The organism is Sutterella massiliensis (assembly GCF_016899755.1).
Lineage (GTDB): Bacteria > Pseudomonadota > Gammaproteobacteria > Burkholderiales > Burkholderiaceae_F > Sutterella > Sutterella massiliensis.
On sequence record NZ_JACJJC010000002.1, the window covers coordinates 187,853 to 206,488 of the forward strand.

Below are 18,636 nucleotides of genomic sequence, written 5' to 3' on the forward strand. Positions count from 1 at the left end.
TCTCGCATTTACGCGGATTTCCTTTGCTTTTGCTAGCGTTTGTTTCGCCGAGCGAAATCCGCTTTTTCACGCGGCGAAACGAAGGCTTCGGCGTTCGGCATCGGCCGCGCGCCCGTTTTCCCTGAGGACCGACCGTGACAAGCATGAATGCCGACTTCAAGCTCAAACGACGCCGCGCGCGCACCATCGCGGGCGTGCTCGGCGCGGGTGAGCGCACGAGTTCGCTCATGGAGGCGCTCTCGATCGCGCGCCGCGCAGGCGAAGCGATCGCACCCGAAGTAAAGAAGGTGCGGCTTGCGATCGACTTTACAAACCCGGCGAACTGCCGGCTCGATCCGGAAAACAGCGAGCGGCTCATTCTCTTTGCACGCAACGCAACACAGCATTCGCGCCTGCGAAATCTCGAGCCGAGCCTCCTCGCAGCGATCTGCAGCCACGGCCTGCCCATTAAGTCGCTCGACATTCGCATTCGGCCGAAGTCAATGAAAGAAGCCCCGGCCCCCGCGCCCCTGCCGCAGCGCCACGGCTCGATTGCCGGCGCCCTGCGCCTGCGCGCCGCCGCGCAAAAGGGCGACGCGAGTCCGACCTTGGCCGAACTTTTTTCGCGGCTAGCCGACGCGCTCGAGCCCGCGCCCGGGCGTGAAACGATCGACCTCTACGCGTCGCTCGAAGCGCTCGCCAAAATGGCGCGCGCGGGCTTCATCGCGTCGCAGGGGCTCTTGGCGCGGCTACCCAAAGCGCCGCAGGAGAAGCTCATTCCGTCGGAAAAGCTCGCGAAAATCGACGCAGGCGTCGCCAAGGTGCGCGAACGCATGCTCGAGCGCCTCCTCACGCGCCGGCACTTTGAAGCGCCCATGCGCGAAGCGGCCGAAGGACTCGAGCGTGAAATGCGCCGCACGCAGATGCTTTTGGACGCACTGCATGCGCTCGCCGAAGCCGCGGCCGATCCGCTCGAAGAAGAGGACGCCGAGGGCGAAGCGGCAGCAGTCGAGACGCCAGCGGAGGCAGCCGCCGGACACCTCAACGCGATGGACTTTGAGCGCTTCGGCCTCCCCGTGCCGAGCGCCTGGCAAAAGCCCCAAAAGCACACGCCGCCCAAGTCCGATCTGCCGAACGCCACAATCGGCGCGCAGAGCGGCAAGCGTGTGAAGAGCACGCACGGCAAGGCATCCCAAACCCCGGACGCGACCGGCCCCGCGCCCTGCGCTTCGCCCGAGGTCCTCGCGCGAGAGCGGCTTGAAACGGGCCTTCAAAGACTTTCTCGCGACACGGTTGAGCCGCTCGAAGCGGACTATCTCGCCGCCGAACCCGAAGTCGTCGCACTCGTACACAAAATCGCAGCGCTCGGCGCCGAACTCGACGACTATGACGCCAAGCGCCTTCGCGAAGCGAGAAAACCGATCGTTGCGCCCGCGCCGCCGAGAACGCCCGAAGAGGTGCTCGAAGAACTTCTCGAAGCGCTTAACCGCATTCTCCTCACCGCCAGAGACGCGCGTTCGCTCGCGCAAAGCGTCCTCGAGGGACTCGCCGGGCTGCCGCAGATTGCGCCCGAAGATGCCGAGCGCACGAAGATGCCGCTGCGCCTCTTCGTGCCGACGCAGATTGCCAAACTCGCGGGCGAAGCGCGCGTACTGCGCGAGGATGTCTCGGGACTCGTTTTCCGACTGAACGACGAAAAGTCGCGGCTGAAAAAATGTGCTTCGTCGAGCGACCCGGCCGCCTTTGCGGGAGCCGTCGTCGCATTCGAAGGCATGCGGGCGCGCCTCTCGGACAAGGCGCACGTCTACGAGGAAGAAGCCGAAACACTCGCCGACCGCCTGACGCTGATCGAAGACGAAGCGCAGGCGCTGCAGGCGCGGCTTGAGGAACTCGCGCAGGCGGAACTTGCCGCGCTCGAAAGGGCTGCGGGAAACGCCGCCGCGACCGGTCAGCCGGCTGCAGACGCGGCGCTCACGCCTGCATTGAGACTCTTTGCCGAGCACGAACGGCTCGGACGACTCCTCGAGCGGCTGCCCGCCCCTGTCGACGAAAAACTCATTCCGAGCGAAGCCGACGCCGAAAAAAGCCCCATGCTTGCGGGGCTCAGAGCGCGCATGCTGGCGCGTCACGCCAGAAGCGCCGAACTCGCCGACGCGGCCGAAAAACTCAAGGCCGAAGACGAAGCGCTGCGCGCGGCCGTCACCTCGGGCTTCAATCTCGAGGGCGAAATCATCGACGGATTCGTCGCCCGCGTGGACGCGCTCGAAGCGGCACTCGCACCGACGAGCGCCGCTTAAGGCAATGAAGCAAACACTCTGAGCGATTCGATCAGGCTTCGAGCTGCTCGAGCACGGACTCGTTGGGCATCGCGGTGCGCCTGGGCCAAAAGTCGACCGGGCAGTCGCGCGCGTCCTCGAAGGTGACGATTTCGAAACTCGACGGATCCGCGATCAGCGCGCGCAGAAGCTTGTTGTTGAGCCCGTGCCCGGACTTCATCGCCGTGTAGTGCGCGATGAGCGGCGCGCCGAGCACGTAGAGGTCGCCCATGGCGTCAAGAATCTTATGCTTGACGAATTCGTCGCCGTCGCGCAGGCCGCCGGGGTTGAGAATGCGGAATTCGTCCATCACGATCGCGTTCTCGAGCGAGCCGCCCTGCGCAAGGCCGAGCGCGCGAAGCATTTCGACGTCCTGGACGAACCCGAACGTGCGCGCGCGCATCACGGCCTGCTCATAACCGACTTTGGAGAAGTCCACGTCGGCATACTGCACGGTGGCATCGATCGCGGGATGTCCGAAATCGATCGTGAAGGAGAGTCGGAAGCCTTCGTGGGGCTCGAGTCGCGCCCACTTGTCGCCCTCGCGCACTTCGACGGGCTTGAGAACACGCACGAACTTGCGGGGCGCGTCCTGCTCGAGCACCTTCGCGCTGTGAATGAGGTACACGAAGCTCGCGCCCGAGCCGTCCATGATCGGGATTTCCGGCGCATTCACTTCGACGATGCAGTTGTCGATGCCGAGTCCGTTGAAGGCGCTCATCATGTGTTCGATCGTCGAGACGGCAGCCGGTCCGATGTTGACCGTCGTGGCCATGCGCGTGTCGTTCACGTTGAGCGGATGGCTCGGAATGTCGACGGGCGGCGTCAGGTCGACGCGGCGGAAAACGATGCCCGTATCGGGCTCGGCGGGTCGAAGAACGAGTCGGATCTTGCGGCCGCTGTGCAGGCCGATACCGACGGCGGCGATCGATTCGCCGAGCGTACGCTGCTTGAACATGAGCGGAGGAACTTCTTTAAGTGACACCGACGCCCGTCGGGCGACTTTGTCGGGTTGAGGACAGTTGTCGGAATTTGACGAGAGGCCGATCCGTCAAGCAGATCGGCCTCCGGTTTTCATGCGTCCCGCCGCCCGCGCCGTGCGACGCGGCCGAGTGCGGGCTCTGCGGGCGGCAATCAGCGCGAGCCGCCGCTACGCAGATAGGTAGGGATCGTGAAGGACGAGATGTTCGGCACCTCGGTCTTCGCGGCAGGTGCGGCTGCGGCAGGCTGAGCGGGCTGCGCCTCGGCTTCGATCGAAGGCGCCGGCGCTTCCGACTCGCTCGGGCGAGGCTGCGCCTTGAGATCCTCAATCGTGTTGACCTTGTAAGCGGCGCCGTCAAGCGAAGGCGCCGTGCGCTCGGGCTGCGCACCGTTCTGCTTGAACACATTCGAAACGTTCGGCTGCTTGAAGGTCGGCACTTCGATGCCTTCGCCCTGTTCGAACGGACGATCGAGGCCGGTCGCCACCACCGTGACGCGCACTTCGTCGCCCATTTCTTCGGAAAGGGCCGAGCCGAAGATCACGTTGGCCTGCTTGACGACGAACGTGTTGAGAACGCCCATGGCTTCCTTGATTTCCTGCAGCGTAAGCGACTCGTTGCCCGTGAAGTACACGAGCATGCCGCGCGCGCCCTGAAGGTTCGCGCCTTCGAGAAGCGGGCAGGCAATGGCCTTTTCGGCCGCAACGCGCGCACGGTCCGGCCCCGACGCCGTAGCAAGACCGATGATGGCGCTGCCGCGCTCGCTCATGACGGTCTTCAGGTCTTCGAAGTCGACGTTGATCGTACCGGGCGTGTGAATGATTTCGGCGATACCCACGCAGGCCTTGTAGAGCACTTCGTTACTCGTCTCGAAGCATTCCTTCATCGTCGCGTTGGGCGGGCACTCCTCTTCGAGCTTCTCGTTGAGGATGACGATCATCGAGTCGACCTTGTCCTTGAGGGCTTCGATGCCCTTTTCGGCCGTGCGCATGCGGCGCGCGCCCTCGAAGCTAAAGGGCTTCGTGACGACGGCGACCGTGAGAATGCCGAGCTCCTTGGCGATTTCGGCAATAACGGGCGCCGCACCCGTACCCGTGCCGCCGCCCATGCCGGCGGTGATGAAGAGCAGATTCGCGCCCTTGATCGCTTCGGCGACCTGTTCGCGCTTTTCCTGCGCGGCCGCGGCACCGATTTCCGGACGAGCACCCGCACCGAGCCCGGTGCTGCCGAGCTGGATGTTGACGTGCGCCTTGGAGCGCTGCAGCGCCTGGTGGTCCGTATTGGCGCAGATGAACTCAATGCCCTTGGCGCCGTGCGTGATCATGTGCTCGACGGCGTTCCCGCCGCCGCCGCCGACGCCGATAACCTTAATGACAGTGTTGAGCGGGTCAAATTCTTGAAGGACTTCGAAAGCCATCGTCTTCCTCTGCAATGGGTGAATCTTCAAATTATCCGCTAGTTTTGATTCGACTGCACGGCTTTGCGCGACGCGCGCAGGCCTTTTAAGCGGATTGAATTGTTACTGATGTCTGCTGGACGCACTCAATAGTCGCCGATCAAAAGCGTTTTCAACCGTTCGTAGAGCGTCGGCATGCGACGCACCCCCTGCGCGCCAGAGTCCGCTTCGCTCGCCTCGTCGGCGCAGCGAATAAGTCCGAGCGCCACTGCCGCATCGGGCCGCTGCAGCAAGGGGGCCTCGCCTTCGATGTTGCGCGGCAGTCCCAAACGGACGCGCTTACGCAAAACCGACTCCGCCTCCGCGGCGATCCCTTTGAGGAGCGCACCGCCGCCCGTGAGGACAACGATCTGTACGCGCTCGAAAAGACCCGAATCGACCAATATTTTCCGATAAATCGAGAAAAGTTCCTGCGCGCGGCTCTTGAGCGTTTTTGCGAGCAGCTCGCGCGAGCAGGATACGCGCTTCGTGCGGCCCATGCGGCTCGAAACGTCGACGGTTTCGCCCGGGACAATCGCCTCGAGGCTGCAGGTGCCGGAATTGAGCTTCAGAAGTTCGGCCTCTTCGAGCGAAAGACCGAGCACGACGGCCAAGTCGCGCGTCATGATCTCGGCGCCGAAGGGGCGCACGTCGGTGAGCTGCACGATCCCCTCGGAGATGACGATCAGGGACGAAGTCTGCGCGCCGATGTCGATCACGGCCGCGCCGCAGATCGCTTCGGTGTCCGAGAGAACGGCTTTGGCCGCTGCCCACGGGTGCGGCTCGTAATTCAAGAGTTCGAGTCCCACGCGCTGAATGCAGCGCTTGAGGTTCTCGGCGTTCGAGCTCGAACCGTAGACGGCGTGCATGCGCGCCTCGAGTTTCTGCCCGATCAGGCCGATCGGGCGCGGCACGGCCGCAACGTCTCCGCAGGCAAAGCCCTGCGGAATGAGCTTGAGAAGATCCCGGCCCTGACTCTCGCGCAGGGCGTGGCGGCGCACGTTCGCTTCGGCGAGCGAAACGTCTTCGGCCGTGACTTCGCGGCCCTTGAGAACCGAAACGCCCGTGCAGTTGCGGCTTTTGAGCGTCTGGCCGCCGATGGCCGCCCAAACGCGCGAAACCGTGCCGACATTGGCCGTGAATTCGGCCTCGCGAACGGACTCGCGAATGGCGTTCACGGCGTCTTCAACATCGCTCACGGTCCCGAAACGCACCCCGGCGCTCGGCGTATTGCCGATGCCAAGAATGCGGTAGCGGCGCGGTTCTTCGGAAGTCGACGCAATGACGCAGAGCACCTTGCTTGACCCGACGTCAAGGGCGACAAAGACTTTCTCTTTCCGGTTGCTTCTGCTGCTCATTTGCTCGATTCGCTGTCGTTTTTGCGGCGATCGCGCGCACCCGTGCGTTCACGCTCGTCCGAATTCGCCGAAGCATCATTGTGCCAGTTCGCGGACGCTTCGGCGCCGTCGGCGTCGGTCGACGCCAGCGTACCGGCACCGCGCTCGGGCGTGTTTTCGGCTGCGGGCGCACCTTCGGAATCGAGCGCATCGTCGTCCGCCTCATCGAGTCCCGCAACGGGCTCGGGCGCCGCAAGCGGATCGAGAACGCCTTCGGCACTTTGCGCGGCATCGGCCCCGTCGAGCGAATCGGCGGTCTGCGACGCGCGCGCAGCCGCTTCAGCGATCGCGGCGCGCCGCGCTTTGGCGGCCGCCACGCGCTCGGCATGAAGCGCAATCGCCACCGGATCGGGCGCACCCGCCGCAAAGGCACGCTCGTAGCGCGCGTCAATCGACGCGGGCGGCCCGCCCATGAGGCGCACAGCAAGCGGATAGCTCTTCACAACGATTTCAAGGCGCCGCTCGATTTCGTCGGCGGGAATCCGCACGACGGCAAGCGCCGCAGAGTCGTCCGTTGCCGCCCCCGAGAACATTTCGTTCACGGCGCGCGCGAGCTGCTCGCCCGCCGCTTCGTCCGCCTCGGCCTCGCTCATCTCGGCGCTTGCCGGTGCCAGCGCCCGATCGTCGGGACGCGCCTGCGCGAGCTGCCCGAGTTCAACCTTCGTGGGCGGAATCGTCTCGCTCTCAAAGACAAGCGACCAGCTGCCGCGATCCGAAAGAATCACGTCCGTAATCGTTGCCTCAAGCGGCGCGAGAATCGTGCCGAACCGGCGATACCGCGCGGCAATGCGTCCGATCTGCGCGGCGTTTCCGTAAAAGGACGGCAGCGATTTCGCCTCTCGGCCCTCTTCCGGATTCGCCGCAAAGAGCACGCCTTCCGTACTCACCAAACGCCCGTCCTCAAAAAGCGCCATGGCTTCGTGCACGTCGACCTCGATTGCCAGCGTATCGGGCCAGACGCGCTTGACGGCCGCGTGTTTCACCCAAGGGACGTGCTCGGCCGCCTCGCGCACAAGGTCGAGGTTCGCCGTGAAGAAGTTTCCGACGAGAACGCTTTCGACGGCCTCCTTCATGCGCGACAGCGGCACCTTCTGCGTGTCGCCCGTGAGAACGAGACGCGTCAAATTGAAGTAGGGAAGTGTCTTTGCGAGCTGCACGCCCTTGACGAGTCCGATGCAGCAAAGCACGAAAAGAGTGACCTTCCCGAGGCCCCAAAGCGCGCTGCGGCACTTCGCACGAAAGAGCCGCTTTTGCGCGCTCTTCGCACGCGCGGCTTCCTGCTCGGCTTCGTCTGCGGCCGGGCTATCGGGCTCGGCCTTGATGCGCTCGAGCGGCGCAAGCGTCGGCTCGGATGCGGCAGATGCGGCGGGCGCATGCTTCACCGCCGAATTCGAGGCGCTCGGCGAAGCCGCAGCAGCGCACGACGCCGCTCGCTGCGAGGGCGCTGCCGTCTGCGCGCTCGGCACGGCCTTCTGGCCCGCTGCGGCACTCGGCTCGACCGAGAGCGGCTTAGCGGGCTCAAGCGGCTCCTGCCGCAGAAGGGGTTCGATCGGCTCTATGCGATCGGCACCCGCTGCGGCGGAGGGATCCGTTTTTCTGCGCTTCCAAAACGACATGACTCGGGCGAGCGGCTACAAGGGTAAAGATGGAAATGGCGCACGCGCGCGCCGACTCGATCAGTCGAGGTCGGCGAGCGAAAGCACGCGCTCGCAGAGCGCCGGGTAGTCGAGACCGACCGCGCGCGCGGCCATCGGCACGAGCGAGTGCGGCGTCATGCCGGGCGACGTGTTGATCTCAAGCAGCACGAAGCTGCCGTCGGGGCGCGAGAGCGCATCGACGCGCGCCCAGCCGCGGCAGCCGAGCGCGGCGAAAGCGCGCTCGGAGAGCGCCGCGAGTTCTGCACTCTTTTCTGCGTCGAGCGCAGCCGGGCAGTCGTACTCGGTGACGTTCGTGAAGTACTTGTTCTGGTAGTCGTAGGCGCCTTCGGGAGCGCGGATTTCAATGACGGGGAGCGCCTTGCCGTCCAGGAGCGCAATCGTGAATTCGCGCCCGTGCACGTACTCTTCGACAAGCGCGGCGCCTTCCTCGCCCGCGGCGAGTTCAATCGCTTCGCGGAGCGCCTCGGCCGAGAGCGCCGCCTTCACGAGCTTCGTGACGCCGATCGACGAGCCGTCGCGTTCGGGCTTCACGACGAGGCCTTCGGCGCCGAAATCGGCAATGAGGCGCTCGATTCGGGCCGCGTCCGCGGCCTCGCGCTTCGTCATGCGCACCCCTGCGGGAACGGGAATGCCCGCCGCACGCCAAACGAGCTTCGTCAACTCCTTATCCATCGCAACGGCGCTCGCCTGCACGCCCGGACCCGTATAGGGAATGCCGAGGCAGTTGAGGAGCCCCTGCACCGAACCGTCTTCGCCGAGCTTGCCGTGCAGTGCAATGAAGGCTGCATCGAACTTGCCGTCTTCGAGCGTCTCGAAGGCATCGGTGGCCGGGTCGAACGTCGTCACGTCAAAGCCGCGCTCGACAAGCGCAGCCGCCACGCCCTGCCCCGACATGAGCGAAACTTCACGCTCCGCGGAAATGCCGCCCATGAAGACGACGACGCGCTTCTTACTTTCCGTCATTTTGTTTTTCGTCCAGTTTCTTTGGTGTTGAATGTTTTTGTGTCCGATCTTTGCGTGCGCTTGGGTGCTGCTTCGAATCTCAAGGACGACCGGCGAGCGCGGGCGCCGCGCGGCCGATCGAGCCCGCGCCCATCGTCACGACAACGTCGCCGGGCTTGGCGGTGCGCAGAATTGCTTCGGGTACCGCTTCGACAGGCACCACGACGGGACGCATTTTGGAGGTTGCCGCAATCGCTTGAGCCAAATGTTCACTGTCGGCGCCTTCGATCGGGGCTTCGCCCGCCGGATAAACGTTGGCGAGAATGACCTCGTCGGCCGTTTCAAGCACCTTCACGAAAGCGTCGAAGCAGTCGCGCGTTCTCGTGTAGCGGTGCGGCTGGAACGCGACAACGACGCGCCGCTCGGGCCAGGCGCCGCGAATAGCCGCAAGCGTTGCCTCCATTTCGTGCGGGTGGTGCCCGTAGTCGTCGATAAGGGAGAAGGTCCCCGCCACTTCACCCGTTTCGTCCTTGAGCGCAATGTCGCCGTACTGCGCAAAGCGCCGGCCGACGCCGCGGAAGGTCGAAAGCCCCTCGACGATCGCTTCGTCGGAAACGCCGCAAAGCGTCGCGATCGCGACGGCCGCGAGCGCGTTGCGCACGTTGTGCATCCCGGGCAGATTGAGTTCGACGGGCAGCGGCGGATGGTCCGGGCGCAGCACCGTAAAGCGCATGCGCGTGCCCACGGCCTGCACGTCGATTGCGCGCACATCGGCGTCGCTTGCGAGCCCGTAGCCCACGACGGGCTTCGTGACGCGCGAGCGGATCGAGCGCACGTTCTCGTCGTCCATGCATAGAACGGCAACGCCGTAGAAGGGCAGCCGCTCGAGGAACTGCACGAACGCCGTCTTCAGATTCTCGAAGTCGTGCCCGTAGGTGTCCATGTGGTCTTCGTCGATATTCGTGACGGCCGAGATCACGGGCGTGAGATTGAGAAACGACGCGTCCGACTCATCGGCTTCCGCTACGAGGAATTCGCCCGTGCCGAGCCGTGCGTTGGCACCCGCCGAGTTGAGCTTACCGCCGATCACGAAGGTCGGATCGAGTCCGCCCGCCGCAAGGAGCGAGGCAACGAGTGAGGTCGTTGTCGTCTTGCCGTGCGCGCCCGCAATGGCGATGCCGCGGCGCAGGCGCATGAGTTCGGCAAGCATCACCGCGCGCGGTACGACGGGGATGCCGAGTTCGCGCGCCGCAACGACTTCCGGATTGTCGTTCTTGACGGCCGAAGAGATCACCACGGCGTCTGCGCCGCGAATGTTGCGCTTGTCGTGACCGAGCGAGACGCGCGCGCCGAGGCGCTGCAACCGCTCGGTGACGGCGCTCTTGGCGATGTCCGAGCCGCTCACGACGTACCCGAGATTGAGGAGCACCTCGGCGATGCCGCTCATGCCTGCGCCGCCGATGCCGACGAAGTGAAGATGATTGACCAGAAACTTCAATTTGACCTTCCTTTCCTTTAGTCCGTCCGCGGCGAAAGTCTTCACGGGCCCCGGCGGGGCTTCGCTGCTCTCGGGGAAACAACCGGACGAAACGTGTTCGCTTTTAACGTGGGCGCTTCTCTGCGCTTGAGGGCTCTACAAAAAATCTTTTTATCCGCTGCCCGCAGCATCCGTCAACGCGGACGGCGGCGCGCGATTGTCTCTTCGATCAAGTCGGCCACCGCCTCCGCGGCGTTGGGCGCGGCGATCGCACGGGCGTTCTTCGCTCGTTCGAGGAGCGCTTCGCGCGTCGTCCCGGCAAGCATCTCGGCAACGCGCTCGGCCGTAAAGTCGGGCTGCTCGATCAGTTCGGCCGCGTGACGGTCGGCGAGGTACTTGGCGTTGCCGACCTGGTGGTGCGTCGTCTTCGCGACAAAAGGCACGAGCACGGAGGCGACGCCCGCCGCACAAAGCTCCGAGGCGCTCGTCGCCCCCGCACGGCAGATGACGAGGTCGCACTCGGCGTAGCGCGCGGCCATGTCGTCGATGAAGGGCACGACCTCGGCCTCAACGCCGAGCCGCTCGTAGTGAGCGCGTACTTCTTCATCTCGGCCTTTGCCCGTCTGGTGCAGAACGATCGGTCGCGCTTCGGGCGCGAGCTTGGCGATCGCCTCGGGAATCACGTCGTTTAAAACCTGTGCCCCCAAGGAGCCGCCGAAAACAAAGAGCTTGAGCGGGCCCGTGCGCCCCGCAAAGCGCTCTTCGGGGGCCGCGATCGAAGCGATCTCCCGGCGAACGGGGTTGCCCGTCGTGCGGCCCTTGGCGCCCGCGAAGGTACGCGCGCCGCCCGCAAAGCCGCAGGCGAGCGCGTCGCAAAAGGGCATCAGGGTGTTCGTCGACATCAGAAGATCGGCGTCGCAGTTCATGAGAACGAGCGGGCGCTTGAGGCTTTGCGCGGCAAAGCCCACGGGCACGGCAATGTAGCCGCCCGTCGAAAAGACGCCCGCCGGGCGGATCGACTTCAAAAGCGCACGCGCCTTCCAAATGGCGCCCATCATCTTGAAGCCGCCCGTCACCATCTTCACGATGCCGCGGCCGCGCATGCCCTGAAAGTCAATCCCGTGGAACGCGATGCCGCGCTTGCCGACAAGATCCGACTCCATGCCCGTCGTCGTGCCGATCCACTCGATGTGCCAGCCGCGCGACTCGAGCACCCTCGCCACCGCAAGCCCGGGCATCACGTGCCCGCCCGTGCCCGCCGCCGCAATGACAAGCGTTTTTTCGCCATTCTTCGCAGTCATCAAACCTGTCCTCCGCGCATCAGAATCTTGTTTTCACGGTCCACGCGCAGCAAAAGACCGACAGCGATCATCGACGAGAGCAGCGCCGAGCCGCCGAAGCTCACGAAAGGCAGCGTGAGCCCCTTTGTGGGAAGCGCCCCCGAAGCGACGCCCACGTTGATGAAGACCTGTACGCCGAACCAAAGGCCGACGCCCTGCGCAAGGAGCCCCTGGAAGGGGCGTTCGAGCTTCACCGCCTGGCGCCCGATTTCGAAGGCGCGGCGAATGAGCCAGTAAAAAATAAAGAGTGTGAGAATAACACCAACAAATCCGGTCTCTTCGGCGATCACCGCCATGATGAAGTCCGTATGAGCCTCGGGAAGGTAATTGAGTTTTTCCACCGATCCGCCGAGCCCGACGCCGAAGAGCTCCCCGCGACCGAAAGCAATGAGCGAATGCGAGAGCTGATAGGCCTGCCCGAGGACGTATTCGTCCGACCACGGGTCAAGGTACGCGAGAATGCGGCCGAAGCGCCAGGGCGTCGCGTAAATCATCCAGCCGACGAAGACAACGAGAATCGAGGCGACCGAGAGGAAAATGTTGATCGACAATCCCCCCAGAAAGAGCACGCCCATGATCTCGACGGCAATCACGACGGTGGCGCCCAGGTCGGGCTGCTGCATCAAGAGGAACGCAATGAGGACCATGACGAACGCCATCGGGAAGAAGCCCGAAAGGAACGAATGCATGTAGTCCTGCTTCTTCACGGTAAAGGCGGCCGTAAAAATGAGCGCGGCAACCTTCACCATCTCGGAGACCTGCAGATTCATGACGCCGAAGAGGGAAATCCAGCGCCGCGCGCCGTTTACCGTGCGGCCTACCCCCGGCATGAAGACGAGCGCGAGGAGAAAAAAGACGCAGATGCCGATCGGCACCGACCAGCGGAACCAAAACGACATCGGAAAGCGAAACGCAATGGCGGCCGCTGTCACTGCAACGGCGATGCTCGTGAGGTGCCGCACGAGGAAGGTCGTCTCCGTGACATGAAACTTCGGGCTCTGCGCGAAAGCCGACGTGGCGGAAAACACCATCACGCAGCCGATCGCTAGCAGCGACGCCACGCAGATGATGACTTCCCAATTGAGGCTCGGCGCCGCCTCGAGGCTCGCTCGCGCGTCCCAGCGGCCCGCCGCACGCATGTCGTCTCGCTTGATCATCTCGCCCGCATCTCCTTCATTGAACGCCCGCCGAGCGGTCAGTTGCCCGAAGCGGTCGCATCGTCTTCTGCGCCGAGATCGGCCGCAATGCGCGCGGCGCACTCGGCAAAAACGGCGCTGCGGTGCGCGTAGTTGCGGAACATGTCCCAAGAAGCGCACGCGGGCGACAACAGAAGCACGTCGCCCGGACGGTGCGCCGTCCAAAGCCAGTCGACAGCGGCTTCGAGCGTCTCGAAATAGGCCTTCGGCGCCGCAAACGCGCCGTGGCAGTCAAGCGCCACACCGATTTTTCGCGCATCCTGTCCGATCAGGGCCACGGCGCCCGCCGTCCCCGCGAGCGCCTCAGCCAACGGCGAAAAGTCCTGTCCCTTGCCGTCGCCGCCCAAAACAATGAGAATGCGGCGCTTCTGCGCGGCAAAGCCCTTGACGGCCGCTGCAACGGCGCCGACATTCGTACCCTTGGAGTCATCAATGAAGTCGACGCCGTCGACCGTGCGCAGGTATTCGACGCGGTGGGGCTCGCCCTTATAGGCGGCAAGCGCCGCGAGCACGCGCCCGAGCGACGCACCGGCTGCGGTCGCGAGCGCCACGGCCGCGAGCGCATTCATAGCGTTGTGGCGTCCGCGGATCAAAAGTGCGTCTTCGGGCATGAGCCGTTCGACATCGGCCGCGCCCGGTTCGCTCGCGCGCACGCGCTTGGCACGCTGCTTGACCGAACCCGCCGCAAGTGTTTCGCCTTCAGGCGCGGGCACAAACGCGAGCCACGAGAGACCTTCGGCTTCCACGAGGCCGTATTCGCCCGGCGCCTTCGGACTATCCGCGCCGAAAGTGAGAATCTTCGGCGATGCGCCCGCCCGAACGCCTGCGTGCCGCGCCGCTTCAAGCGTATGGCCGTCATCACGATTGACGACGCGAACGGTCGACTCGGAGAAAATGCGCGCCTTGGCGGCTGCGTACGCCTCAAGCGAGCCGTGCCAGTCGATGTGGTCTTCGGTGACGTTCAATAAAGCCGCCGCGTCGCAGCGAAGCGTCGCGGTCGTCTCGAGCTGAAAGCTCGAGAGCTCGAGCACCCAGCAGTCGGGGAGCTTGCCCTCGTCTTCGGCGCGAAGAAGCTCCGTGACGGCATTCGGACCGATATTGCCCGCCGCGACGGTCGAAAAGCCCGCTTGGGCCATCATCTTCGCCGTGAGCGACGTGGTTGTCGTTTTGCCGTTCGTCCCCGTAATGCCGATCACCTTGGGCGCATAGCCCGTCTCCGCCTTCAAGCGCGAGAGCTCGCGCGCAAAAAGTTCGATTTCGCCCGCAATGTCGACGCCGCGCGCGCGTGCGCACGCCACAAGCGCAGCGGCAGCCCCGTAGTAGGGCGAAACGCCCGGCGACATCACGAGAAGGTCGATCCCGTCGGCGAGCGTCTCGGGCAGTCCCCCGAGATGAAGCACCATGCCCGGGTGGGCGGCGAGCACCTTTTCGGCGTTAGGCGGCGCCTCTCGCGTGTCGGCCGCTTCTACCGACCAGCCGCGCCGCACCAGATACTCGATAGCCGCCAGTCCCGACGCGCCGAGTCCGACCACAAGTGCTTTCTTCGACATTTTTCCTGTCCTTTCCTATGCGCGAGAAGCGAAAAATCAGCGGATCTTGAGCGTCGCGAGCCCGAGAAGCACCAGCATGAAGGTGATGATCCAGAAGCGCGTGACGACCTGCGTTTCCTTCCAGCCCTTCAGCTCGAAGTGGTGGTGAATCGGCGCCATCAGGAAAACGCGCTTGCCGTGCGAGAGGCGGAAGTACACCGTCTGAATCATGACGGAGAGCGTTTCGACCACAAAGACCCCGCCCATGACGGCGAGAACGAGCTCCTGGCGCGCTACAACGGCCATCGTTCCCAAGGCGCCGCCGAGCGCGAGTGCGCCGACGTCGCCCATGAAGACCTGCGCCGGATGCGCATTGAACCAGAGAAATGCGAGGCCTGCGCCCGCGAGGGCGCCCGCGAAAACGACGAGCTCACCCGCACCCGGAATGTAGGGAATAAAGAGGTACTGCGCGTAGTCGGGACGCCCGCCCGCGTAACAAAAGATCCCGAGAGCGCTCCCGACCAAAACCGTCGGCAGAATCGCCAGACCGTCAAGCCCGTCGGTGAGGTTCACCGCGTTGCTCGAGCCCACAATCACGACGAAGGTGAAGATCATGAAACCGAGCAGGCCGAAGGGGAAGGCAATTTCCTTAAAGCACGGAATCAAGAGGTGAAGGTTCTCCGACATGTCGAGCGGAAAACGCGCGTCGTACCAAGCCGCGAGCGCCTCGCCCAAGCCCTCGCCGGGCTTCACCGAGAGCGCAAAAGCAAGATAAAAGCCCGCCGCAATCGCGATCACGGACTGCCAGGAGAACTTCTCACGTGCGCTCATGCCGCGCGGGTTGTGATGCACGATCTTGCGATAGTCGTCGATCCAGCCGATCGCGCCGTAGCCGAGCATCACGAAGAGCACCACCCAGATGAAGCGGTTGCCGAGGTCGGCCCAGAGAAGGGTCGACACCGTGATTGCAAAGAGAATGAGCGCGCCGCCCATCGTCGGCGTGCCGTCCTTGACGAGGTGCGTCTTCGGGCCGTCGGTGCGAACGGCCTGCCCGAAGTGCATGCGCTTCAGGCGCGCAATCATCGTGGGCCCGAGCGCGAGCCCGAGCACGAAGGCCGTGAGGCACGCGAGAAGCGCGCGCAGCGTGAGGTAGTTGAATACGCCGAAGTCCGAATGCGTTTGGGCAATCGAGCGCAGCAGTTCGAGCAGCATTTTTATGAATCTCTTTTTGCTTGGAAGTTTTTCAATCGTTTCGGGAGCCGTAAAGGCCCCGCTTCGTTTCAGTCGGCTGCACCCGCACCCCGGCAGTCGAGCCGCTCGGCAAGCGCTTCCACCGCCTTTTCAAGGCCTGCGGCGTGACTCGCCTTCACGACGACGCGTGCGGCGGGTCCTTCGTCGCCTTCGCCGGGAAGCGCCGCCAAGAGTTCGTCGAGCGCCGCAAGGAGCGCTTCGCGCGTCGGAAAATGCTTGGCGCCTTCGCCATAGGCGTGCGCGGCCGCCTCGGAAAGGGCGCCCACCGTCCAGAAGCGGCCAATGCCGAGCGCCTTGGCCCGTTCACCCATTTCGGCATGGCGCTCGAGCGCGTCCGCGCCGATTTCACCCATGTCGCCGAGAATGAAGACGCGCCGATCGGCTGCGGTCGGCTCGGCGGCGAGCATCGCCATCGATGCGAGAACGCTGTCGGGGTTGGCGTTGTAAGCGTCATCAATCAGAATCACGGGTCGCTTTTTCGAGAAGAGCCGGCGGCCTCGCCCAGCGAGCGCCTCAAAGGCTTCAAGTCCGGCGACGATCGACGCCTCGTCGACGCCGAGCGCAAGTGCTGCGGCAGCGGCGGCAACGGCGTTGTGGCGGTTGTGTTCGCCCGCAATCGCCAGCCTGAGCGTGAAGTCGACCGTGCGCCCGAGAACAACGCCCCGGATGCGAAGCGCACCGTCTTCACGCGTCTCGCCCGTCAGGTCGGCTTCGGCGCCCGCAACGGGCGCCCCCGCGGCATAGCGCACCGAGCGAACGCCGCGCGCGAGCGCGAGCGACGCCCAGACGCCCCAAGAGGGGTCGTCCGTCGGATAAACGGCCACGCCGCTCTCGGCGAGCGCCGCAATGAGAAGTCCGTTTTCGTGCGCGGTTTCCGCCACGCTCGAGAGGAACTCCTGATGTTCGCGCTGCGCGTTCGTGAGAACCGCAACGCTCGGACGAATCCAGTCGGCCAGGCGCGCCATTTCGCCCGGGTGATTCATGCCGGCTTCGACGACGGCGGCCCGATGCGCAAAACGCAGCCCGAAGAGCGTCTTCGGCACGCCGATTTCATTGTTGAGGTTCCCTGCGGTGGCGAGCATCCGATTCGCACCCCAGCGCGCGCGCAGAATCGAGGCGATCATCTGCGTCGTCGTCGTTTTGCCGTTGCTGCCGCCCACGGCCGCAAGCCCGAGCGAGTAGCGCGCACGCCAGCGCTTGGCGGCTAGTCCGAAGGCTTCGCGCACGTCGGCAACGACGAGCTGCGGAATATCGACGGGGAGCCTGCGCGAAACGATCGCCGCTACGGCACCCGCTTCACGCGCTTTTTCGACATAGTCGTGTCCGTCGAAGCGCTCGCCCGAGAGCGCCGCAAAGACGACACCCGCTTCAAGGACGCGTGAATCCGTCTCAATCGCCGCAAACCGCAGCGAGAGCGCTTCCTCGCCGAGCGTCGACTCGATCAAAAGGGGCGAGAGGGCGTCCCGGAGCCACGCGAGACTTTCGGTATCTATCAGTTGGCGTTGCGTCATTTTTCATCTCTCCGAAGAGGCATTCCTTCGATCACGCCTTTGCGAGGAGCCGCACGCGGCGCTCGTTGAAGGCTTCGCGCAGCACTTCGACGTCGCTGAAGTGATGCGCGCCCTCGCGCGTGATCTGTTCGGTTTCGTGACCTTTGCCGGCAACGAGCACAATGTCGCGCGGCTCGGCTTCAAGCACGGCGTGAATCACCGCCTCGCGCCTGTCAACGATCACATCGACGGGAGAAGCGCTCTCAACGCGCCTGGCCCCCGCTTCGACGGCACGACAGATCGCTTCGGGCGGCTCCGAGCGCGGGTTGTCGCTCGTGACGACGACGCGCTCGGCGAGCTTCGCGGCAATCTCGCCCATCATCGGGCGCTTCCCCGGATCCCGGTCGCCGCCGCAGCCGAACACGACCCAAAGCTTGCCGCCGCGCGCACGCGCGGCGGGCGCAAGGCTCTCGAGCGTCTTTTCGAGCCCGTCGGGCGTGTGCGCAAAATCGACGACGCCTAGCGGCATGCCTTCAGCGTAAACGGGTTCCAGACGCCCCGGAGGCGCTTCGAGCGCACCAAGCTGCGCGACGACCGCGTCAAACGAATAGCCGCAGGCGAGCGCTGCGGCAGCAACGCCGAGCATGTTCTCGATATTGAAAACGCCGAGCTGCGCAATCTCAACGGTCTCGACCTGTTCGCCGAACGTGAGGCGAAAGCGCATGCCGCGCTCGCCCATGGCAATCTGGTCGGCCTCGAGGACGCGGGCACCCGGCCACGCACGCGCGAGTTCGCTCGCACGTCCGTCCGTGCCCGTGAACCAGAGCGCGGCGCCGTGTTCACAGGCAACGGACGCAAAATGCGCGCTCACGGGGTCGTTCGCATTGAGTACCGCCGCACCGAGCCCGGGCCAGCGGAAGAGTTCGGCCTTGGCGTCTTCGTAAGCCTGCATCGTTCGGTGGTAGTCAAGGTGGTCACGCGAGAGGTTTGTGAAAATGCCGACCGAGAAGGCCGAGCCCGTCAAGCGCCCCTGTTCGAGCCCGACCGAGCTCGCTTCCACCGCAAAAGCCTTGGCGCCCGCGGCGGCGAGATCGGCATAAATCCCCTGAAGCGACACGGCGTCCGGGGTCGTCAGCTCAGGCGCCTCAAAGGTGCGCCCGTTGAAAAACGTCCCCACCGTCCCGATCACGCCGCAGGGGGCGCCGAGCTTCGTCAAAAGCTGCGCCGTCCAGAAAGCGGTCGTCGTTTTGCCGTTCGTCCCCGTCACCGCAATCCCGGTCATGCGCGCGCTCGGCATATCGTAAAAAGCGGCGGCGACTTCGCCTAAGTGAGCCTTCAAATTTTTCACGCCGCGCGCGGCAACCGGATAGTGTTCGCCCGCAGGCACATCGTCGCGCGCTTCGTAGAGCACGCCCGCAGCCCCGCGGGCGGCAGCGACGCGAATGAAGTTTCGCCCGTCGACCGTTGCACCCGGCACCGCGACGAAAACGTCGCCCGGACGCACGGCCCGGCTGTCGAGTCGCAGGTGCGCGCCTTCGTGCGCGAGGCTCTTCACCCACGCTGCCGCTTCGGCAATGTCCTTTTCGATCGCCATGGCGTTTTCTTCCTTGCGTTCTGCAGTCATTTGCGAATTTCTTCTTCCAAAAA

At 64.6% G+C, this 18,636-nt stretch carries 13 protein-coding genes; 1 reads left to right on the forward strand and 12 read right to left on the reverse strand.

The features are described from left to right. Positions 1–134 precede the first annotated feature (134 nt). Positions 135–2,276, forward strand: a complete 2,142-nt coding sequence (locus H6A60_RS02215) for a hypothetical protein (RefSeq protein ID WP_205101789.1) — start codon at positions 135–137, stop codon at positions 2,274–2,276. Positions 2,277–2,307: 31 nt separating this feature from the next. Here H6A60_RS02215 and lpxC read toward each other — a convergent pair whose 3' ends face one another. The 12 genes from lpxC to H6A60_RS02275 form a co-directional block, all read right to left on the reverse strand. Next, positions 2,308–3,252, reverse strand: coding sequence for a UDP-3-O-acyl-N-acetylglucosamine deacetylase (gene lpxC, locus H6A60_RS02220; protein WP_205101790.1), 945 nt, complete (start codon positions 3,250–3,252; stop codon positions 2,308–2,310). Between the two features lie 176 nt (positions 3,253–3,428). Beyond that, positions 3,429–4,691, reverse strand: coding sequence for a cell division protein FtsZ (ftsZ, locus tag H6A60_RS02225; RefSeq protein ID WP_205101791.1), 1,263 nt, complete (start codon positions 4,689–4,691; stop codon positions 3,429–3,431). Positions 4,692–4,816: 125 nt separating this feature from the next. After that, complete coding sequence (ftsA, locus tag H6A60_RS02230; RefSeq protein WP_205101792.1) at positions 4,817–6,067, reverse strand: cell division protein FtsA; 1,251 nt, start codon at positions 6,065–6,067, stop codon at positions 4,817–4,819. Further along, positions 6,064–7,722 carry a cell division protein FtsQ/DivIB gene (locus H6A60_RS02235; RefSeq protein ID WP_205101793.1) on the reverse strand — a complete coding sequence of 553 codons (1,659 nt, stop codon included), beginning with the start codon at positions 7,720–7,722 and terminating at the stop codon, positions 6,064–6,066. The genes ftsA and H6A60_RS02235 overlap by 4 nt, the downstream gene beginning before the upstream one ends. 60 nt (positions 7,723–7,782) lie before the next feature. Further along, on the reverse strand, positions 7,783–8,727 hold the full coding sequence (locus H6A60_RS02240) for a D-alanine--D-alanine ligase (protein ID WP_205101794.1): 945 nt from the start codon (positions 8,725–8,727) through the stop codon (positions 7,783–7,785). 79 nt (positions 8,728–8,806) lie between these two features. Next, complete coding sequence (gene murC / locus H6A60_RS02245; RefSeq protein WP_205101795.1) at positions 8,807–10,204, reverse strand: UDP-N-acetylmuramate--L-alanine ligase; 1,398 nt, start codon at positions 10,202–10,204, stop codon at positions 8,807–8,809. Between the two features lie 173 nt (positions 10,205–10,377). After that, positions 10,378–11,484, reverse strand: a complete 1,107-nt coding sequence (gene murG, locus H6A60_RS02250) for an undecaprenyldiphospho-muramoylpentapeptide beta-N-acetylglucosaminyltransferase (RefSeq protein WP_205101796.1) — start codon at positions 11,482–11,484, stop codon at positions 10,378–10,380. Beyond that, positions 11,484–12,680: a putative lipid II flippase FtsW gene (gene ftsW, locus H6A60_RS02255; protein WP_205101797.1), complete on the reverse strand. Its 1,197-nt coding sequence runs from the start codon at positions 12,678–12,680 to the stop codon at positions 11,484–11,486. Before ftsW ends, murG begins: the two co-directional genes overlap by 1 nt. Before the next feature lie 38 nt (positions 12,681–12,718). Beyond that, entirely contained in the window at positions 12,719–14,269 is a 1,551-nt protein-coding gene (gene murD, locus H6A60_RS02260; protein ID WP_205101798.1) for a UDP-N-acetylmuramoyl-L-alanine--D-glutamate ligase, read from the reverse strand. 36 nt (positions 14,270–14,305) lie between these two features. After that, on the reverse strand, positions 14,306–15,460 hold the full coding sequence (gene mraY, locus H6A60_RS02265) for a phospho-N-acetylmuramoyl-pentapeptide-transferase (RefSeq protein WP_205101799.1): 1,155 nt from the start codon (positions 15,458–15,460) through the stop codon (positions 14,306–14,308). A 68-nt stretch (positions 15,461–15,528) separates the two neighbouring features. Next, on the reverse strand, positions 15,529–17,010 hold the full coding sequence (locus tag H6A60_RS02270; protein WP_205101800.1) for a UDP-N-acetylmuramoyl-tripeptide--D-alanyl-D-alanine ligase: 1,482 nt from the start codon (positions 17,008–17,010) through the stop codon (positions 15,529–15,531). Positions 17,011–17,041: 31 nt separating this feature from the next. After that, entirely contained in the window at positions 17,042–18,613 is a 1,572-nt protein-coding gene (locus H6A60_RS02275) for a UDP-N-acetylmuramoyl-L-alanyl-D-glutamate--2,6-diaminopimelate ligase (protein ID WP_239477532.1), read from the reverse strand. Between the last annotated feature and the right edge of the window lie 23 nt (positions 18,614–18,636).

Coding starts and splice junctions, on each gene's coding strand:
- lpxC (WP_205101790.1), bottom strand. CDS start 3,252: ATGTTCAAGCAGCGTACGCTCGGCGAATCGATCGCCGCCGTCGGTATC.
- ftsZ (WP_205101791.1), bottom strand. CDS start 4,691: ATGGCTTTCGAAGTCCTTCAAGAATTTGACCCGCTCAACACTGTCATT.
- ftsA (WP_205101792.1), bottom strand. CDS start 6,067: ATGAGCAGCAGAAGCAACCGGAAAGAGAAAGTCTTTGTCGCCCTTGAC.
- H6A60_RS02235 (WP_205101793.1), bottom strand. CDS start 7,722: ATGTCGTTTTGGAAGCGCAGAAAAACGGATCCCTCCGCCGCAGCGGGT.
- H6A60_RS02240 (WP_205101794.1), bottom strand. CDS start 8,727: ATGACGGAAAGTAAGAAGCGCGTCGTCGTCTTCATGGGCGGCATTTCC.
- murG (WP_205101796.1), bottom strand. CDS start 11,484: ATGACTGCGAAGAATGGCGAAAAAACGCTTGTCATTGCGGCGGCGGGC.
- ftsW (WP_205101797.1), bottom strand. CDS start 12,680: ATGATCAAGCGAGACGACATGCGTGCGGCGGGCCGCTGGGACGCGCGA.
- murD (WP_205101798.1), bottom strand. CDS start 14,269: ATGTCGAAGAAAGCACTTGTGGTCGGACTCGGCGCGTCGGGACTGGCG.
- mraY (WP_205101799.1), bottom strand. CDS start 15,460: ATGCTGCTCGAACTGCTGCGCTCGATTGCCCAAACGCATTCGGACTTC.
- H6A60_RS02270 (WP_205101800.1), bottom strand. CDS start 17,010: ATGACGCAACGCCAACTGATAGATACCGAAAGTCTCGCGTGGCTCCGG.
- H6A60_RS02275 (WP_239477532.1), bottom strand. CDS start 18,613: ATGACTGCAGAACGCAAGGAAGAAAACGCCATGGCGATCGAAAAGGAC.